The following is a 19223-nucleotide window of genomic DNA, read 5'->3' on the forward strand; positions in this document are numbered from 1 at the left end:
GGCTCAAATTTGCCGTGCTGTGGGTCGAAAGTTAAAGAAGGGAGAAAGTAGTAACAGTCCTGGAAAGAAGAAAAAGGCAAGAAAGCATAGAAATACTCTTTCTACAGATCCTGTTTTGTACCAACGCGCCTTGAAATAAAACAACACGATTAAGGGGATCACCAGTAAATATGTACCTGCGATCACGGCATAGACAATTGCAGCCAATATGGGGGCAGAAAGAAGCAAAGACATATTTCTAGCTAGATAAAATTGTGTGGATGTATCTATCTAGCAATTGTAACAGGATAGTAATCGACAAATCGAATATGAAACTGATTTTGGTGTTTCCCGCGCCAAAGGCACGGGAAACACCAAAATCAGTTTTTTGAAATCCCATCTACGGCGGGCTTTCAAAAAAACGATCCTTAAATAATGAGAATCGCCGATCAAATTATTTGATTTTAGGTTGTTGCGGTGGTAATATAAGAAACGCTGAAAATTTTACCCGAATAAATCCCTAAGAACTGTGGCACCTCAACAACAAAAGATTCGGATTCGTCTAAAAGCTTTCGATCATCGCCTGCTAGATTCATCCTGCGAAAAAATCGTCGAAACTGCTAATCGTACAAACGCTGCGGCTGTTGGTCCTATTCCTCTGCCAACCCGTCGTCGTATCTATTGCGTTCTCAGATCTCCTCACGTAGACAAAGACTCCCGTGAGCATTTTGAAACCCGTACCCATAGTCGGATTATTGATATTTACCAACCATCGGCAAAAACTATTGATGCATTGATGAAGCTTGATTTAGCGGCTGGTGTGGACATCGAAGTTAAGCTCTAGAGTTCAACTTTCAAGTTCAACACAAGCAAAATTTCAGAAAAGCCCAGACTTATGAAAGTGGCTAATTGGTGACGAAAGTGTTACTGAGTTTAATGCTTTCATAACTCTGGGCTTTTTAGTTTTAAAGGGAATGGGGCGCGAAGCGCCCCATTCCCTTTTTAGGTTTTGGATTTGGTTTACACTAGTTTTGAAGCTGCTAAGCTTCAAAATCTAGCTCTAAGGAATGAAGATGCTGAAAAAGCTAAAGATTAAATACCTTTTGGCATTTTTGTTGGCGGCGATCGCCACAGTAATGTCAATAACACTCGGACATAGGTGGAGCCCTGCTAATGCTCAAAGTCAGCCACAAGTTCAGGCTCAAAACCCATCTGCCGAAACAAGTATTAAGACTGTAAGCCTACAAAATGCAGGCTTGCAACTACAAGAGATTGCTCAAGGAATTTATGCCCTAGTTGCCAGTACTGATTTTCCGCCTGCGAGTCCTGCGGTAGCGATCGCTAATGGCGGCATTGTGATTGGTAGTGATGGGGTGTTGGTGATTGATCCATTCCAAACCCCTGAACTAGGTGAGATGATGATCTCCACCGTCAAATCATTGACAGATAAGCCAATCAAGTATGTTTTGAATACGCATTATCACTCTGATCACACAGGTGCAAACTCAGTTTTCGTGAAGCGAGAGATCCCTGTGCTTGGGCGCGGCGTAATTCGTGAATATATTCAAAGTGGCAAAAATAATACTGGTGGTATTACGCCGCCAACGGTGATTATTAATAGCCAAACAGATCTTTGGCTAGGCGATCGCCAAGTTAGGATTGAGCGCGTAGACGGACATTCGGCAGGAACGGATCTAGTAGCTTACGTACCCGATGCCAAGGTTCTGTTTACAGGGGATATGGTATTTAATAAGCGCATTCCTTACACTGCTGATAGTGATATTCGTCAATGGCAAGGAAGTCTGTATCGCTTAATTGCTACTTATCCTGATGCTAAGGTTGTCCCCGGACATGGTGATGTTACCAATGTAACGGGTTTACAGGCTCAACAGGCTTATTTCAGTTGGTTAGAGCGCATGGCTTTGGAATGGAAAGGTCAAATTTTGTCTAAGGAGCAAGTGTTAGAAAAATTTGCCAAAATTCCTGATGCTTACAAAGATTACAAATTTAAGGCGATATATCCTCTTAACTTAGATTCAGCCTATGAGCAATTCACTCGTAGTGCCACGATTCCTTTGATTCCTTAAAAACAAGAAGCGTTGTGCTTAGTACAACGCTTCTTTAAGTTCTTTACCCCTGTTATTGCTATGGTTGCTTATCCCCCGAAATTCCATCTCAAATTACCACTGCTAATTGGTCTAAGTTTACTATCGGCGATCGCCTCTGTAATCTTCACTGTATCTCGTGCCGATGCATTGCAATCAATGCTTAAACCCAATGCACCCAGACTTGGCGATACGGTATCAGTTTGGATTGCTACCGATAAACCTGCAAGCACGCCGCCAACAGTATCGGTAAATAACCAACAATATCCCGCCTTCCCCATGACTCAAAATCGTTGGCGAGCATTTATTCCCACGACTCCATTGGATAAGGCTGGTCTAAGACAAGTGATAGTCAAGGCTGATGGTTTACAACAAACCTTGCCAATGCAGTTAGGCGATCGCAAATTTCCGACTCAAAGTATTTGGATTAATGATTCGGGTGGTGGATCAGAACCTACAGATTATGAATGGGACAAGGTTTCAGCTTTTAAAAAATTAGTGACACCTCAGAAATTTTGGAATGGTGCATTCCTAAGACCAAATGAAGGTGAAATCACGACGGGCTTTGGGATTCAGCGTTATTACAATGGGGTATTCGCTGATGACTATTATCATCGTGGTGTTGACTATGCGGGAGGCACTGGTTCCCCTGTAATTGCACCAGCATCTGGATATATCCGTTTAGTAGGGACTGTATCTCAGGGTTTTCTTTTGCATGGCAATACGATCGGGTTAGATCACGGTCAGGGCGTGGCAAGTATCTTTCTGCATCTCAGTAAAATCTATGTGAAAGAAGGAGATTTTGTGAAGGCTGGTCAAGTAATTGGCGCAGTCGGGGCGACAGGTGCAGTGACGGGACCACATTTACATTGGGGATTATATGTGAATGGGGCAGCGATCGATCCTGTTGCTTGGCGATATGAAGGTGTCGAATAGCTGTCCTGATAAGCTTATAAAAGAAAGTGCTTTGCACTTTCTTTTATAAGCCAGAGATCGCTATGACACTTAACCCTGAACAATTATTAGAACTTGCGCTCAAATCGGGAACTGAAGCAGCCGAGGTATATGCTTCAAGCTCAGTTTCTCGACCCGTATTTTTTGAGGCAAATCGGTTGAAACAGCTAGAGAGTATTGACTCAGAGGGGGTGGGGTTAAGGATTTGGAAAGATGGCAAAGTGGGCTTAGCGATCGCCTATGGAGCCGTAGAGCCTGAAGATTTGGTTCAGCAGGCGATCGCCTTAAGTGCTTTGAATGAACCTGAAGAGATCTTATTGCGCGAATCAACTGTTGCTGACTATCCGAAACTATATGGACAGGAAGTTACTGTTGAGCAGATGGTTGATTGGGGAAAACAGGCGATCGCGCAGGTGATCGATCATTATCCTGAGGCTGTGTGTGGTGCAGATTGGGATTGTGGTCGTGAAACGGTACGCATCCTCAATAGTAAAGGTTTGGACTGTGGCTATACCGATATTACGGTAGATGGCTCTCTGAGTGCGGAGTTAACGCGGGGAGATGACTTTCTCAATGTTTGGTATGGTCAATCGGAACGGGGTAATTTACCACCTGATGCGATCGCCAAAAAAGTTTTGCAATATCTCGATTGGGCGAAGAAAAATGCTCCTGCTCCATCGGCAAAATCGCCTGTGATCTTTACGGGCAAGGCGGCGGATTTGTTATGGGGTGTGGTGGCGATCGCTATGAGTGGGAGACAGGTGCAGCAAAAAGCGACACCTTGGCTAGACAAAACTGGACAGCCTGTAATTTCTGATATTTTCACGGTTACCCAACATCCTAATTTTGGCGTTTATAGTTCTCCTTTTGATGATGAAGGTACACCGACACAGGAAGTTACTTGGATTGCTCGCGGAATTTTGAAAGGTTTTTATGGTGATATGCGTACTTGTAAAGAGTTGGGAATTAAGGCGACAGGCAATGGCTTTCGCGGAGATTTAGGAAATTATCCTAGTCCTGGATTATTTAATTTGGCGATCGCGGCTAGTCAAACGATCCAAGGTGATATTTTGGAACTCGCGGCAACTTTAAAAAATGGCTTAATCGTCGATCAGGTCTTAGGTGATGATCTGGATCTGTCAGGAGATTTTTCGATCAATGTGGATTTGGGCTACCGTGTCAAAAATGGCAAAATTATCGGACGGGTCAAGGATACGATGCTATCGGGAAATGTCTATACTGCGCTCAATCATGTTGTGGCGGTAGGCAGCGATCGGCAATGGCACGGCTCGCTATATGTACCTGCAATGATCGTTGAAGGGCTATCAATTACATCTCGATAAGTCACAAAACAAAAGTGGCGACGCGAAGCGTCGCTACTTTTGTTTTGTCATTAGACAATTTGAGGCGATCGCTTCTAATACCAATTCACTAAAGTGTGGCAACAATTTTGTGAGTTAAAAACTAAACCCTGTAAGGGTTTTAAAGACACAAAATGGCGTAGCCATTTTGTGTCTTGGTATAATTCACGAGCAATTGCTATAATGTCTGAGTCACTTTTGTGAATATATTTGTGATTTGATCAAGAGAGACTGTAGCTCAGTTGGATAGAGCGAGCGCCTCCTAAGCGCTAGGCCATCGGTTCGATCCCGATCAGTCTCGTTACGTACAGCGCTTTGCGCTTAAACTCAAATAAAGTGCTGCGCGAAGCGCGGCACTTTATTTAAACTCGATCAATGCTGATGCGATCGTCAAAGACAAAACATTCACCTTCCCAAACACTTTCTTCCTTTGGCACTTCTTCTATATATTTGAGAATGCCACCTTTAAGATGATACACCTCGCTAAAACCTTGAGAGAGCATATAGGCACTAGCCTTCTCACATCGAATTCCGCCTGTGCAGAACATAGCAACTTTTTGATGTTTCTCAGGACTTAGTTGTGCTTTTACATAGTCAGGAAACTCACCAAAAGTTTCTAAATTAGGATTGATCGCCCCTTTAAATGTGCCAAATTCCACTTCATAGTTATTGCGCGTATCAATCACAATCACATCAGGATCGGCAATTAATGTATTCCAATCTTTAGGTGCAACATAAGTACCAACTCGATATCTAGGATCAATATCTGGTACACCCAGAGTCACAATTTCCTTTTTAAGCCTTACTTTCATCTTTTGAAATGGAATTCCGTCACAATAGGATTCCTTATGCTCTAAGTTGTGAAGACGAGGATCGTTACGCAAACGGGCTAGTAAAGCATCGATCGCTTCGCGACTACCTGCGATCGTGGAGTTAATTCCTTCCTTAGCTAATAGGATCGTCCCTTTAAGTTTGAGAGCATTACAAAACTCCTTGAGTGGAGTTCGCATGGTTTCATAATCTGATAATTCTGTAAAATGATAAAACGCAGCCACCACAAAAGGTTCTATCGGCTCTTGCTGATTGGCTTGAATTGCTTGACTAATTTGTGATTGCAGGCGATTTACTTGTTTGATCCTAGTCATTTGCCCAGAAATTTGCTTACAGACGGATTACTTTCTCTATAAACTAATATAGCGCTTTACGTTATCCATAGGAAAACCCTATACCTATCTATGGAACAAGGTGCTTAAACTACTTGTCTTGCTATATTATTGGATCAGCGATCGCATTTTGTTTGCAACTATAGGCTTTTCTCTATATGTCTAGTGTCATCATTCAAGGAGCCAAACACAGCTACAGCCTCACTTCTCCTGCTCAGTCGAAGCATAAAGCTCCCACAATTGCTTTTTTGCATGGTTGGATGCTAAGTAAAGCTTATTGGCAACCATTGATTGCTCAGTTAAAACCTGATTTCCAATGTTTAGCTTATGATCTACGGGGGTTTGGACTTTCTGAAATTGGCGATCGCGATGAATACTCGCTAATTAGCTATGCGAGGGATTTAGAAGAATTGCTTGATCGTTTAGAGATTTCTCAAGTTTGGTTGGTGGGGCATTCACTCGGTGGTGCAATTGCTTTATGGGCTGCTAATTTATTAAGCGATCGGGTTTTGGGTGTGGTTTGCTTGAATGCAGGTGGCGGCATTTATATCAAAGAAGAGTTTGAGAAATTTCGTACCGCAGGTAAAATTCTTTTAAGATTGCGTCCCCAATGGCTGAAGAATCTTCCCTTAGTTCATGCCCAATTTGCTAAAGATAGTGTTTACAGCACCTTAGATCGTGATTGGGGGAGACAAAGAGCGATCGATTTTGTGTCTGCTAAGTATCCATCTGCGAGAGGAACTTTGCTGGGTTCTACTAGTGAAGTAGAAGTTCACAAATTGCCGCAGATCGTATCGAAGTTGAGACAACCAGTTTATTTTGTTGCTGGGGCAAATGACAAAATTATGGAACCAAAGTATGTAAGCCATCTTGCTAGTTTTCATCATTCTTTTAATGGCTATGGTGAGAATGTATTTGAACTCCCTAACTGTGGACATATGGCAATGCTGGAGCAGACCAATTTATTGCATAGGCTGTTATTAGATTTATTAGCCAAACCCGTTACTTCAAATTGTCTCTAGTGGATAGGCAGCGCGAAGTGCCGCCTAGACCCAAAAGAAAAGTGGCGGCGCGAAGCGCCGCCACTTTTCTTTTGGGTCTAGCTATAAATAGATTGCTCAGAACTTGATTCTACTAGAATCACAGGGATAAAACTCGTTTCTAAAACTGCTTGAGAAACAGAACCCACTAGCACCTGTTCCCAAGGTTGATGTCCTCGTTTGCCGATTACAATATCCGTTACTTTGCGAGATTCAGCCACCCGAAGAATCTCTTCGGGAACTGTACCTGACAGGCTTAAAAACTCATAGCGAATATCTGATAAGAGCTTTTGAGATTTTCCTTGCAAAAGCGCGATCGCCTGTTGATCGCCAAGATTATCTACATACAAAACAATCACCTCGCCATCACTACGCCTTGCTAAGTCTGCGGCTTTAACTAAAACATCTGTTGCTAGGACAGAGTCATCTATGGCAGCAAGGAAAACTGGACAACCCGAAATCGCTACTTTTGTGGGATCGACTTCGCCGCGTTCTAGAAGTTTGGGAGCAAAGGTAGGAATCGCCCATGCACCCAAAGGCGCAGTGACTAAAATCGAAAGCGCGGCGATCGCTAAAATTGTCTCACCACCAGTAATCCCCTGCGCCAAAGGAATTGCCCCAATAGCCGCCTGTACTGTCGCCTTAGCGGAGTTGGCTGGCAATAGAAATAACTGCTCCTTCCATGTCCAATTACTACCCACAGTAGACAGATACCAACCTAGCGATCGCCCAATCAAAGTTCCAATTCCTAATATCAATAGCCCTACTAGCAGATTGTTTCCTAAAACATTCAGTTGAATACTTGCTCCTAGTAACACAAACAAAATAATTTCGGCGATCGTCCATAAACTATCAAAGCCGCCTCGTAGTCTGCGAGCTAGAGGTGCATCTAGTTCTATTAAGAAAAATCCCATCGCCATCACCGCCATATAGCCAGAGAAAACAGGAAGATGGTCGGCTAGCACTACCAGCCAGAGAGCGATACTTGCGGAAACTAAAGAATCCTGAACGGCATTTTGAGTCCAATTCTGCTTGATTAACAGTGATACTAGCATTCGAGCCGAGACCCATCCCATTATTACACCTAATGTAATTTGGATGATGATTTGAAATGGAAGTAATTGCCAAGTTATACCTGTTGCTGGGCTTTGGGATAGAAATGGGAGCAGTAGGCTAAACACCATCAGAAGCAATACATTTGACAAAGCACTACCTGTAAGAATGGCATCAGTAATCCCTTTGGTTACTCCCCATCCTAAGCTTTTCAGTCGTAGCATCGCGGGTACGATGACAGCAGGAGATTCTGCGCCAATAATGCAGCCTAGTAATAGTCCCGTTAAAAAATCAAACTGAAGTAACCACATCGACGCAATGGCGATCGCGATCGCTTCACAAGCCGCAGGTAAAAATCCTAATCTTAAGGCGACAGTTCCCTGTTGTGTGAGTTTTTCGCGATCAAGCCCCAACCCTGCTTTCATCAAAATCACCATCACAGCGATCGTGCGGAAGGACTTAGCCGCACCTAGCACTTCGGAACTAATTACATTGCCTACCTGCGCTCCTAAAAGAACGCCCACCAGTATCATGCCAACAAGAGCAGGGATTTGCAGCCGTCGAGCGATCTGCCCGACAAAGAAACCCATCACCAAAATCCAAATAATACTTTCTAACATCACGTCACGTTGATCTTGAAATGTTGAGCGTGACTTGTAGAGGAAAAATTGATCTAGGCATCCGCGCAGTCCTACTCTTCCGCCACAAGTCGGAATAAGTAGGAGCTATCAGCCTTTTAAACGTTACAAAAACAATCGATAACGCAAGGCGGTTTCGGCAAGCTCCATTGCCATCCTTACTTTTATACCATTGAGGGAGACAAAAAATGTAGAGGCAATTTATGAATTGTCTCTACATTTTTTAAAAGGAACCTAAATAAACGCCAAGAGTCCTGCTTTTTTCTAAATTTGCAAATAGTCTTTACACCAAGCCACAAAATAGCTACGCCATTTTGTGGCTTTAAAACCCTTACTGGGTTTGGTTTTTAATTCACAAAAGTGTAGCAACACTTTCGTGAATTGGTATTATAGCCGTCGCCATTCTTGTTAAGACATAAAACCCAAATAGTGTGAGGCGGCGCGAAGCGCCGCCTCACACTATTTGGGTTTTGATTTGTCCTAATACACTTGACTACAGCTATACTTGCTCAGACAAAGGCAGGGATCTTAACCTATAATTTCAGAGCTTTCTTGCATGTAGCAATCCTAATTCGCGATCTCTAATGAAAAAAAAGGATAGTTGGTTTCATATTGCACTACGTTGGAAAGGCTCAGTAGTTCCAGAAGTCTTGCCGCGATCGCTATTATGTGGATTGTTTGGGGTTGTAATTTATATTCTTCATCTCTTAAATATCAAAGTTTCTCTACCAATTTTAGGTAGCATTATTCCTAATATCGTACTAGGTTTATTGCTCGTATTCCGTACCAATACAGCCTATGAACGCTTTTGGGAAGGACGCAAAGCATGGGGAACTCTCGTTAATACAGTACGAAACCTATCGCGACAAATTTTAGTAGCTATTTCAGAGCAACAACCAAGAGATCGCCAAGCTAAAGTTGCGGCAGTTAAGCTATTAACAGCCTTTGCGATCGCCTTAAAACTACATTTGCGATCGGAACCAGTGAACGCTGAACTCGAAGCCAACCTCTCTTCTGAACAATTTCATCGCCTTAAAACGATGAATCATCCACCTCTTGAAATTGCCTTTTGGATTAGTAGCTATCTTCAAGAACAAGCTCAACAAGACAAGCTTGATCGCTATCAGCTTAGTGACATGGTTCAACTTTTAAACTACATGATTGATGTTGCAGGCATTTGTGAACGTATTCTTAGAACCCCAATTCCTCTTGCTTATTCTATCCATTTAAAGCAATTATTAATGATTTACTCTTTGTCACTTCCCTTCCAAATGGTCGATCAACTAGAATGGATGACTGGACCAATCGTCGCTCTGATTAGTTTTACTCTCTTAGGAATTGAAGAAATTGGTATTCAAATTGAAGATCCCTTTGGTCATGATGCCAACGATTTACCACTAGATAATATCTGTAATAGCATGATGCGAAATATTGAAGATTTACTGTTGGTTAGTAGTGAGTGACAAAAGATGAGGGGCGGCGCGAAGCGCCGCCCCTCACTTCTTGGGTTTTATGTCCTAAGCAAAACTTGCTTTGCTATATACACTCAAATCTATGCGTTTATCATCCTTAGCAAAATGCCATTAATTACCTCTGGCACTTCATCCTGCGGACAATGCCCCGCATTGGGAATGTCAATAAATTCCTTAACACAATCAAATCTTGTAAAAGACTTACGTCCCAATTCTATCGGCTCCCAAGGATCACGCTCGCCCCACAGCACGATCGCCTCACAAGGTAAAATCGCCAGCAAATCTTCAGGTCTTGGTCCCTGTGAATAACGCACAAAAGCCATAAACACATCAACAGCATTAGGATTTTGAGCAGGCTTGATTAAGATTTCAATTAACTCATCGGTAATAGCACTACGATCTATATAGGCTTGTGACAAAATTTGTTTTACCGATCGCGGTTGACGGACTTGATCAAAAAACAACTTGGCGATCGCCCGATTACCCAAGATGTTTTGAACAGTCTTTACGCCTAAGCGCTTCAACCAAGGCATAGATAATTGATTTTGTTCTTGTAATAGCCGTAATGAACAATTAATTAATACCGTTCTGGTAATCAGTTCAGGGGCATAGATCGCCGCTTGCATAGCAACTACTGCGCCGATCGAATTACCTACCAACATGGCGCGATCGCCCACCACCTCACGCACAAAATCAGCAACCTGATGCCCCCAAGTCTCGAAGGTATAGGGCAACTCACTCGGTTTTGGCTGAGCCGAAGATCCAAACCCTATTAAATCGATCGCATAAACTCTAAATTTTTGTGCCAAAACTGGCACATTTTTGCGCCAATGTCCCACCGACGCGCCAAACCCATGAATCAGGACAATTGCAGGCTTATCTTTTGCTAATCCTTGATCATCTAATCCCTCAGCACAATAACCAATCCTATAGCCGCGCCATGTCCAAAAGCGATCGGCAAACTTACGATAATCAAAAATCATGACAGCAACTTAATTTATGGGCTAGGAAGGGGTAATACAAGGTTTCAGCTGCTTTCTGAAAAGTAAACTTATGTGAAGCAATTAGAACTAGCTAATTTCGCCTATCCTATCATTGACTAGAGATTAGCCTCTCGTAATTATATTTAGCTTATTTAGCCCCAAACTCATTGTATGTTTGGGAATAGGTATTTTTATAACTTTTCGATAACATTTTGGAGATTTAAACGTGGCTCTTCCTTTGTTGAATTACGCTCCAGCATCGCAAAATTCTCGCGTCGCTGGTTTTACAGTCGGTAGTGACAGCACACCTCGTATTTATAACACTGCAAACCTGCTTTCTAGTGGTGATCTAGGTGAACTGATTGAAGCTGCCTATCGTCAAATTTTCTTCCATGCTTTTGCAACCGATCGCGAAGTTACTCTAGAATCGCAATTGCGTTCTGGCAATATCTCGGTCAGACAGTTTGTGCGTGGACTAGTACTCTCAAAAACTTATAGAAGCAGTTTTTATGACAAAAACAGCAACTATCGTTTTGTAGAGCAAACTGTACAGCGTGTTCTTGGTCGTGATGTTTATAGCGAAAAAGAAAAAATTGCTTGGTCAATCGTAGTTGCGACCAAAGGTATTGAAGGCTTTATTGATGCATTGCTCGACAGTGATGAATATCTTGAAGCTTTTGGCGATGATATCTTGCCTTACCAACGCCGTCGCGTTCTACCTAGCCAAAGAATTGGCGAAGTGCCTTTCAACCTCAAGTCTCCTCGCTACGATGCTTACCATCGTGCACAGTTGGGCTTCCCTCAACTTATCTGGCAAAATACTGTCCGCAGCTATGTGGTTACCGACAGAGCGCCAAAAACAGGCGATCCAGCTTTGTTCTTGAATATGGCTCGTAGCATCGCGACTGCTCCTGCTACATCAACCCCTGTATCTGCTCAAAATCTTGACTACGAACGTCTAGTTCCTCGTCGCTAATCTCAACCTATACCAAATTAAGAAATGGCGTAGCCATTTCTTAATTTGAAAACCCTTACTGGGTTTGGTTTTTAATTCACAACAGTGTTGTTGTCACACTTTTGTGAATTGGTATTAGAGGGCAAGGTGTAAAACTCCTTACTCTTTAACACCCCGAAAGCAAAGGGGGCGCTTAGCGCCCCCTTTGCTTTGTCTGCAAATTACTATAAAATTTGTTGGTTTCCCTAAGTCTTGTCTTTATTTTTCACTATCTTCACTAATGGATATTCATCAATTTCTTGAACTCTTTGTCGGTCGTTGGCGATCGCAACGCAGCGATCATCAATTTAGTCAGGGAAATGGTAGTGACACTCGCTCTGTAATTGAGATTACTGCCTTAAATATTGATGATCCAGATTTGATGGCAATTTGCCAGAAGTATGACATTGATCCAAATACTGTCATGCATCCGATGAAGATGTCATGGGAAGAAGAATCTCTAAGCAGTAATAAGCCCAAAGGTAATGCTTTAATCGTGCCTGTCCCTAATGATCTCGCTTCACCACAAAAAGGCTTGATTTTGACCAGCCAAGGTAAGGGTGTCTATGAGCTTGGTGCAGATGAATCTCTCACAATTCATACAGTGACTGCTCAAAATGTGATCGAGGAGCGCATTTGGTATGGAAATCCTAACTTAAGATTTCGCGTGGCAACTTTGGTAAAAGGTGAGCTTGCTAGCGATCGCCGAGTCCAATCTTCTAAGTTTTATTCGGAAATTCGCAGTATTCCACCGAAGGCGTAATACCAAAACACAAAATGGCTACGCCATTTTGTGTTTTTAAAACCCTTACTGGGTTTTGTTTCTATAGCTGTCGCCATTCTTGGACATAAAACCCAAATAGTGTGAGGCGGCGCGAAGCGCCGCCTCACACTATTTGGGTTTTGATTTGCCCTCATACAGGTGGCTATAGCTATAATTCACGAAAGTGTAACTACACTCGCCAAACCCAAAATAGAGTTGTGGTGCTTTGCACCACAACTCTATTTTGGGTTTGGCTGTAAATGCGGCTTTTAGAGACGTATTTACTTTACGTCTTTAAGAGATGTGATACTAATGTCCAAACTTCTAAGCCGATAAAACCTGCTAAAAAGATAAAAATCACAATATTTAAACCAGCTTTAATTTTTTCCATATGCTTACTTTAATTAGACTCTGTAAATAGATTTAGTAAAGATGTAGAACGAACATTGCTTAGCCCGCCTATCCTCCAGCACTCAACTCCAAACTAAGATGTTTTGGGAAAGTGTTGCGAACCATCCCCAAACCAAAATGTCTTGAGGTCTGTTTGATTGATATAGCAATCCTAGATGGTTTGAGAGAGTGCGCCCCGAAGGGGCGCACTCTCTCAAACCATTTAATCTCACAAATAAAATAAGATTGTTATATCTGTACAGATAATTGTTGTTATCTACTCCAGCCTGTCATATTTTGATGAATTAAGTGCTTAAATAAACCAAATAATTTTGGCTAGAAAAATCATCACTTTATCTAGTTGAGTTAAACTTAACCGTTATTACATTCAAGTGTGAGGATGTACTGCTGTGAATTGGGTCAAAAGGTTTAGTATTCTCGGCTCTGTGGCGATCGCATCTTTGACGATCACCCAAGCCGCCTCGGCACGTTTTGTGATTTTTGTTGCAGGTAATGATGCTGCAACATTACAACGAGTTCGCACTGTCTCCCCAACTGCTTTTGCAACCAAGATCAACGATCAACCTGTAGTTCAAGCAGGTACGTTTAATTCTGAAATTAGTGCTGATAGCCTCGCGATCGCTTTGCAACAATCGGGACTGTCTGCTCAAAAGTATTTTAGATCTTCAGGGGGCAAGGAAAGTAATGTTCAAGTTCCTTTCCCAGAAACCTCATCCTCCTCAGTAGTCTCTTTGCCTAGCCCCCAACAAGTTGTAATTCAACCAAGTTCTACTGTTCAATCAGTAAGCTTTCAGTCTGACTCTCAGCCACAAGTTTTTAACTCCGTACCTCAACAAGCGATCGCTTATAACCAAAACCAATATCAGCAGATCACAACCAATACTGTCGTTCCTCAAGTACAGACACAGCAAGTGCTTGTCCCCCGTTGGCAGCAAGTACTAGTCCCAGAGACTCGCCAAGTTGTGACTCAGACAGTTGTCCCGCAAACCCAAATTGTGCAATCAGGGTATGTTCAACCAACTACTTACACACAATCAGCAGTAACCTCTTATGTGCAACCAAGTTTGCAAGCGACAGGTTATAGCCAAACCACTGGTTATGTGCCGCCACAGACAGGATTTATTCCTGCGGCATCTGCAACAACAGTAGTGCCAATGACCTATGACAACTCTATTGTTGCAGCTAATAACTTTACAGTGCAGCCTCAGACAGTCTCTACCTATACGGGTACTACCGAGACTCAGATCCCTCAAGCTGCTCAAAATTCGGCTTTCCGCTATGTGGCGGCTGTACCTGCAACAGCAAGCAATCAGTTTTTGCTGTCACGAGTGCGTCAATATGTTCCTAACGCCTTTTTCTCTAACTCTGGGCGCGGTACTTATATCCATGCAGGTGCTTACCAAAGTCGCGATTCAGCAGAAGCAGTATCTCGCTATCTGCGATCGCAAGGTGTTGACTCACGAGTTCTTTACTTCTAAACATGCCTGTGAATAGCACTTCAGACATTACCCCTGATCCTAACCAGAAATCAGTACGTCGCCTCAAATGGCTTGAGCCTGTCGCCTTGCTTTTTCCCAGTGGCTTTTGGTTGATCGCATTTTTGATTATTCCAACAGCTTTTATTTTAATTCAGAGCCTTGTCCCTTTAGGTAAAACTGAGTTTGGGCTAGACAACTACCAAAGAGTATTTGAGTTCGTTGGTGGCAACTTTATCTATCTAGTCGTCGTATGGCGATCGTTGCTTTATGCAATGATCACGACGGGATTTTGTCTGGTTTTAGGTTTCCCTGTCGCTTACTGGCTGGCGGTGATTGCTCCTAAGCGCTGGCGCAATATTTTGCTACTACTATTTGTCTTGCCTCTCTGGACTTCATCCCTATTGAGATCCTATGCATGGATTACAATTTTGCGCCCGACAGGAGTTTTAAATACCTTTCTTAACTTCATTGGGCTATCAGGTATCAATGTTTTAAACAAGGCTGAAGGGGTGATTATTGGCATGATTTACACCTATCTGCCCTATATGGTTTTAGTGCTCTATACTTCGCTAGAACGTCTAGATTTACGCCTACTTGAGGCGGCGGCTGACCTTGGGGCTAATGCCAAACAAACTTTCTGGCAAGTTACAGTTCCACAGGTTTCATCAGGGATTATCGCGGGATCAGCGCTGGTATCAATTACTAGTTTTAGCGATTACATTAACCCACAGCTATTAGGTGGACCTGGTAGTCGCACGATCGCCTCAATTATTGAGTTGCAATTTCTAGGTGCAAGTAGCAACCGAGGGTTTGGCTCGGCTCTCAGTATGGTGCTAATTCTTGCTGTAACAATTGTGATTGCTTTGCTGATTAAATATGGCGATCGCAGGGTGGTAAGTGATGGCTAATCAAATCAATGTCCCGACCGTTAAGCGTTGGCAAACTTGGTATACAGTCCTTGCCTTCTTTTACATGTACTTGCCGATCGCTGTCCTTACAATCTTTAGCTTTAATCAATCCCCTTCACCATCGAAATGGACTGGGTTTACTTGGGCTTGGTATGCCAAGTTCCTCCAAAATCCAACTCTGCTTGCAGCCTTAAAAAATAGTCTTAGTGTGGCGCTAACTGCGGTATCGATCTCCGCCGTATTAGGTACGCTGACGGCTGTTGGTTTAGCCCGCTATTATTTTCCAGGCAAGAGTCTATATCGTGGTGTTACTTATTTGCCATTGATCATTCCTGACATTGCGATCGCCGTAGCAACTCTCGTATTTTTTGCAGCAATTAAGTTACCACTTAGCCTAGTCACGATTGTAATTGCCCATATTGTTTTTTGCCTAGCCTATGTTGCCGTAGTGGTTTCCAGTCGTCTTGCCACGATCGATCCCAAACTTGAAGAAGCGGCTCTTGATTTAGGCGCTACCCCTGTTCAAGCTTTTTTGCGAGTATTGCTGCCACAGCTTTTACCAGGGATTGTGTCAGGCTGTCTGCTCGCGTTTATTCTCAGTATGGATGACTTTGTAATTGCTTATTTCACCGCAGGCGTTGGCTCGACTACACTACCGATCGCCATTTTCTCGTCACTACGGAGTGGGGGTGTTACGCCCGAATTAAATGCCCTCAGCGTATTACTAATTATTGCGTCAGGATCAATGGCGGCGATCGCTGAAGCAATCAGAAGTTGGGGCAATCATGATTAGGCGTTGATCTTACCCAAGAATTTAGTGTTGCGGCGCGAAGCGCCGCAACACTAAATTCTTGGGTTTTAATATCTAGTTGTAGACTGGTAAGGAGTAAGAAAATTGATATCAAAAACTTGGAAATTATGATACTTTTTTGAAAAGCTTTATCAAAAATTAACTGGTTTTGCAAACATAGGTTAAAAACGTGTGGTATATTACATCTGGCAAAGCTAATCAAAGCTACAGAATGACTCCCCATGAGTGAGAAGCCTTTAAAGCTGCGAATCTCAATTCCACCCGTTGAGGGAATCGAGGACATTCCCATCGCAGCAGTCGAAGTACTCGCTACAAAAATGGGGTTTGATCCTGATGCTGTGCAAGATATCGTACAAGCTCTTACGGAAGCTTTGGTTAATGCGGTTCTTTACAGTACATCTGATCTTGACGTAGAAGTTGTAGTTTTCGCGGCAAATACCAGCCTAATTGTAGAAGTCCATGATCGTGGATCGGGTTTTGATATCGATAGTGTACCTCCGCCAGATTTTGATTTGATATCCGAGATTGGTGTCAAAAATGGTGGTTTTGGTATACATATGATCAAAGCGCTGGTTGATAAGGTCGAGATCGAATCTACCAATCAAGGTACAACAGTCCGTATGAGTAAGTTCCTGTCTATCCCCAAACCCATTCTCCAATCATGACTCATTCCTCATTTTTACAAGATGAACTCAAGATCGTCGAACAAATTGATGGCGATCAAGTTATTCTCAAACTGAATGGTGCTTTGAGTGTAACCACGGTTCCCTATTTTAGACAAGCCGTGCAACCATTTATTGACCGCAAATTATCAGCGATCGTTTTGGATTTTGAAGGAGTGACCAAGATCGTCAGTAGAGGCGTAGGCGCAGCGATCGATATGGCAGTGCAAGCTAAGAAGCAAGGCGGCAAACTACGCTTAGAGAACGTTGGTAAATATGGTCGCTCACTATATATCCAAGGTGTACATCTAGTAGCTGAAGTACCTGAATTAGAAGGTTTTGAACCATAAGAACCAATAAATTATAAGCGTTGCCCTGCAACGCTTATAATTTATTGGTTCTTATTTTAGGAAGTAAATATGAAAATCGTTAGCCGTAAATCGTTGGGCATACAATGTGTTTTCGATATTGGCTTAGAACAAGATCACAATTTTTTATTAAATAACGGCTATATTGCCTCAAACTGTTTTAATAAATCCCATAGCGTCGCCTATGGATATGTAACCTATCAAACTGCTTATCTTAAAGCAAACTATCCCGTTGAATACATGGCGGCTTTGTTGTCTTCGGTCAGTGGCGACCAAGACAAAGTACAGCGATATATTGCTAACTGTCGCAGTATGGGGATTCCTGTTGTCCCACCTGATGTAAATAGTTCAGGTGAAGACTTTACTCCCCATGGACATCAGATTCTATTTGGCTTAGCGGCTATTAAAAATCTTGGGGCAGGACCGATCGCTTCAATTTTACAGGCGCGTCAAGATGGGGCTTTTACATCTTTGGCGGATTTATGTAGTCGCCTCGATTCGCGATCGCTAAACAAAAAAGCCTTAGAAGCTTTAATTCAAACTGGCGCGTTAGATTTACTAGAGCCAAATCGCCATCAGTTGATGAATGATCTCGACATCACCATGGAATGGGCTTCACGCCGTGCCAAAGAGCTAGCATCAGGTCAGGGCAACCTTTTTGATTTCTTTGGTGAAAGTAGTAATACCAAAACCTTTGATACTGCTCCTACGACTACCCGTGTTCAGGACTATTCATCTCAAGAAAAGCTGAGGATGGAAAAGGAATTATTAGGTTTCTATATTTCCGATCACCCCCTCAGTGTGGTCAGCCGTTCCGCAAAATTAATGGCTCCGATTAATCTTTGTGATATTCCTGATTCATCAGAAACCAAAATTGTGACAGCGATCGCTTTAATTCTGGATATCAAAGAAGTGGTCACCAAAAAAGGCGATCGCATGGCTATTTTGCAGCTAGAAGATCTGACTGGCAGCACTGAAGCTGTGGTTTTCCCAAAAACCTTTGACAAAGTAAAGCATCTTCTCGAAAAAGATAAACGTTTGATGGTGTGGGGAAAGATTGATCGCCGCGATGAGCAGACACAATTAATCATCGACAATATGCAGCCAATTGAGTCCGTGAGGATGGTGCGGGTCGAACTCACTCGCGAACAGGCAAGCGATCGGCAAGTCTTACAACAACTTAAAACCGCCTTAAATCCTAATCCTAATTATAGTAATTCCAATCAAGGCAATTCTGGTTATGGCAATTCTAGCTATGGCAGAAACGAACCTGATAACTCTGGCAAAATCCCTGTAATTGCGGCGATCGAATATATGCCAAAGTTAGTGCGCCTAGGTAATCAGTTTTGGGTCGAAGATGAAGAAACTGCTGTTAAAGCTCTACAACAAGCAGGATTCAAAGCCACCTACGACGCACTAGTTACTTAAAACTTATAACGCTTTGCGCTCAAACCCAAACTAAGAGATTTTTTGAAAGTGTTGTTTCGCAACACTTTCAAAAAATCTCTTAGTTTACTTAATCGGTAGTTGCTGTAAAAGAAGAGGGGCATTGCCCCTCTTCTTTTACATTCCTAATTGTCGTCTGGCTTCAAATAAGCCTAGGGCCGCACTCACAGAGAGATTAAGACTACGAACCTTAGGATGTTCCATAGGGATATAAACCGCAGGATTATTAGCAAGTACTTCTGGAGGTAAGCCACTGGATTCACTGCCAAATAATAGCCAGTCACCATCTTGGTATTGAAATTCTCGAAAATGTTTTGCTCCACGTGCACTAAAGCAAATCCACCTTGCTCCATTGGATGCTTCGCGTAAGGATTCAATATTGGGATGCACAGTTACATTTACATATTCCCAATAGTCTATGCCTGCCCGCTTGAGTTGTCGATCGCTAATTTCAAAGCCCAGAGGCTCAACTAGATGCAAATGTGTATTTGTAGCAGCACAGGTGCGGGCAATATTGCCAGTATTAGGCGGAATTTCGGGATAGATGAGAGCGACTTGCAGCATTGACTATAAATATATTTAAAGACTGTGTTGTTTACACAGTCTTTAAATATAAAAGAATTACGGCACGAAG

At 42.7% G+C, this 19223-nt stretch carries 19 protein-coding genes, 1 tRNA gene and 1 riboswitch; of the genes, 15 read left to right on the forward strand and 5 right to left on the reverse strand.

The window, feature by feature from the left end:
- Nucleotides 1-3 precede the first annotated feature (3 nt).
- On the reverse strand, nucleotides 4-234 hold the full coding sequence (gene ndhL, locus H6G05_RS04950; RefSeq protein ID WP_190576838.1) for an NAD(P)H-quinone oxidoreductase subunit L: 231 nt from the start codon (nucleotides 232-234) through the stop codon (nucleotides 4-6).
- A gap of 274 nt (nucleotides 235-508) precedes the next feature.
- Here ndhL and rpsJ point away from each other — a divergent pair, with 274 nt between their 5' ends.
- From rpsJ to H6G05_RS04975, 5 genes are all read left to right on the forward strand, one after another.
- Nucleotides 509-823, forward strand: a complete 315-nt coding sequence (gene rpsJ / locus H6G05_RS04955) for a 30S ribosomal protein S10 (protein WP_009625825.1) — start codon at nucleotides 509-511, stop codon at nucleotides 821-823.
- A 229-nt stretch (nucleotides 824-1052) separates the two neighbouring features.
- Complete coding sequence (locus tag H6G05_RS04960) at nucleotides 1053-2066, forward strand: MBL fold metallo-hydrolase (protein ID WP_190576839.1); 1014 nt, start codon at nucleotides 1053-1055, stop codon at nucleotides 2064-2066.
- 60 nt (nucleotides 2067-2126) lie between these two features.
- Nucleotides 2127-3020, forward strand: a complete 894-nt coding sequence (locus H6G05_RS04965; RefSeq protein ID WP_190576842.1) for a M23 family metallopeptidase — start codon at nucleotides 2127-2129, stop codon at nucleotides 3018-3020.
- Between the two features lie 62 nt (nucleotides 3021-3082).
- Nucleotides 3083-4381, forward strand: coding sequence for a TldD/PmbA family protein (locus H6G05_RS04970; protein WP_190576844.1), 1299 nt, complete (start codon nucleotides 3083-3085; stop codon nucleotides 4379-4381).
- Between the two features lie 245 nt (nucleotides 4382-4626).
- A tRNA-Arg gene (locus H6G05_RS04975) sits at nucleotides 4627-4700 on the forward strand.
- A gap of 61 nt (nucleotides 4701-4761) precedes the next feature.
- Here H6G05_RS04975 and trhO read toward each other — a convergent pair.
- On the reverse strand, nucleotides 4762-5544 hold the full coding sequence (trhO, locus tag H6G05_RS04980; RefSeq protein WP_190576846.1) for an oxygen-dependent tRNA uridine(34) hydroxylase TrhO: 783 nt from the start codon (nucleotides 5542-5544) through the stop codon (nucleotides 4762-4764).
- 176 nt (nucleotides 5545-5720) lie between these two features.
- Between trhO and H6G05_RS04985 the strand changes: the two genes are divergently transcribed.
- Nucleotides 5721-6584, forward strand: a complete 864-nt coding sequence (locus tag H6G05_RS04985; RefSeq protein WP_190576848.1) for an alpha/beta fold hydrolase — start codon at nucleotides 5721-5723, stop codon at nucleotides 6582-6584.
- Between the two features lie 77 nt (nucleotides 6585-6661).
- On the opposite strand, the gene H6G05_RS04990 is transcribed toward H6G05_RS04985, so the two are convergent.
- Complete coding sequence (locus tag H6G05_RS04990) at nucleotides 6662-8275, reverse strand: cation:proton antiporter (RefSeq protein WP_190576850.1); 1614 nt, start codon at nucleotides 8273-8275, stop codon at nucleotides 6662-6664.
- Between the two features lie 92 nt (nucleotides 8276-8367).
- Nucleotides 8368-8456, reverse strand: a riboswitch (Fluoride riboswitch).
- A 421-nt stretch (nucleotides 8457-8877) separates the two neighbouring features.
- Between H6G05_RS04990 and H6G05_RS04995 the strand changes: the two genes are divergently transcribed.
- Nucleotides 8878-9756 (forward strand): bestrophin family protein, encoded by an 879-nt coding sequence (locus tag H6G05_RS04995; protein WP_190576852.1) that lies wholly within the window; start codon nucleotides 8878-8880, stop codon nucleotides 9754-9756.
- 89 nt (nucleotides 9757-9845) lie between these two features.
- Here H6G05_RS04995 and H6G05_RS05000 read toward each other — a convergent pair whose 3' ends face one another.
- Nucleotides 9846-10748, reverse strand: coding sequence for an alpha/beta fold hydrolase (locus H6G05_RS05000; protein WP_190576854.1), 903 nt, complete (start codon nucleotides 10746-10748; stop codon nucleotides 9846-9848).
- A 226-nt stretch (nucleotides 10749-10974) separates the two neighbouring features.
- Here H6G05_RS05000 and H6G05_RS05005 point away from each other — a divergent pair, with 226 nt between their 5' ends.
- The 8 genes from H6G05_RS05005 to H6G05_RS05040 all read left to right on the forward strand — a co-directional run bounded on the left by H6G05_RS05005 (nucleotide 10975) and on the right by H6G05_RS05040 (nucleotide 18571).
- The gene (locus H6G05_RS05005) at nucleotides 10975-11724 is read left to right on the forward strand and encodes a phycobilisome rod-core linker polypeptide (RefSeq protein ID WP_190576856.1); all 750 of its coding nucleotides are present in this window, start codon (nucleotides 10975-10977) and stop codon (nucleotides 11722-11724) included.
- 259 nt (nucleotides 11725-11983) lie between these two features.
- On the forward strand, nucleotides 11984-12505 hold the full coding sequence (locus H6G05_RS05010) for a phycobiliprotein lyase (protein WP_190576858.1): 522 nt from the start codon (nucleotides 11984-11986) through the stop codon (nucleotides 12503-12505).
- Nucleotides 12506-13305: 800 nt separating this feature from the next.
- Entirely contained in the window at nucleotides 13306-14394 is a 1089-nt protein-coding gene (locus tag H6G05_RS05015; RefSeq protein WP_190576860.1) for a hypothetical protein, read from the forward strand.
- A gap of 2 nt (nucleotides 14395-14396) precedes the next feature.
- Nucleotides 14397-15302 carry an ABC transporter permease gene (locus H6G05_RS05020; RefSeq protein WP_190576862.1) on the forward strand — a complete coding sequence of 302 codons (906 nt, stop codon included), beginning with the start codon at nucleotides 14397-14399 and terminating at the stop codon, nucleotides 15300-15302.
- Nucleotides 15295-16095: an ABC transporter permease gene (locus H6G05_RS05025; protein ID WP_190576864.1), complete on the forward strand. Its 801-nt coding sequence runs from the start codon at nucleotides 15295-15297 to the stop codon at nucleotides 16093-16095. Before H6G05_RS05020 ends, H6G05_RS05025 begins: the two co-directional genes overlap by 8 nt.
- Before the next feature lie 239 nt (nucleotides 16096-16334).
- Nucleotides 16335-16778 carry an ATP-binding protein gene (locus H6G05_RS05030; RefSeq protein WP_103669241.1) on the forward strand — a complete coding sequence of 148 codons (444 nt, stop codon included), beginning with the start codon at nucleotides 16335-16337 and terminating at the stop codon, nucleotides 16776-16778.
- Nucleotides 16775-17125 (forward strand): STAS domain-containing protein, encoded by a 351-nt coding sequence (locus H6G05_RS05035; RefSeq protein ID WP_094536281.1) that lies wholly within the window; start codon nucleotides 16775-16777, stop codon nucleotides 17123-17125. Before H6G05_RS05030 ends, H6G05_RS05035 begins: the two co-directional genes overlap by 4 nt.
- 69 nt (nucleotides 17126-17194) lie before the next feature.
- Nucleotides 17195-18571 carry a helix-hairpin-helix domain-containing protein gene (locus H6G05_RS05040; protein WP_190576866.1) on the forward strand — a complete coding sequence of 459 codons (1377 nt, stop codon included), beginning with the start codon at nucleotides 17195-17197 and terminating at the stop codon, nucleotides 18569-18571.
- Nucleotides 18572-18706: 135 nt separating this feature from the next.
- On the opposite strand, the gene H6G05_RS05045 is transcribed toward H6G05_RS05040, so the two are convergent.
- Entirely contained in the window at nucleotides 18707-19153 is a 447-nt protein-coding gene (locus tag H6G05_RS05045; RefSeq protein WP_190576868.1) for a tRNA (cytidine(34)-2'-O)-methyltransferase, read from the reverse strand.
- Nucleotides 19154-19223 lie beyond the last annotated feature (70 nt).

Source organism: Phormidium tenue FACHB-1050 (assembly GCF_014696925.1).
Taxonomy (GTDB): Bacteria; Cyanobacteriota; Cyanobacteriia; order Pseudanabaenales; family Pseudanabaenaceae; genus Pseudanabaena.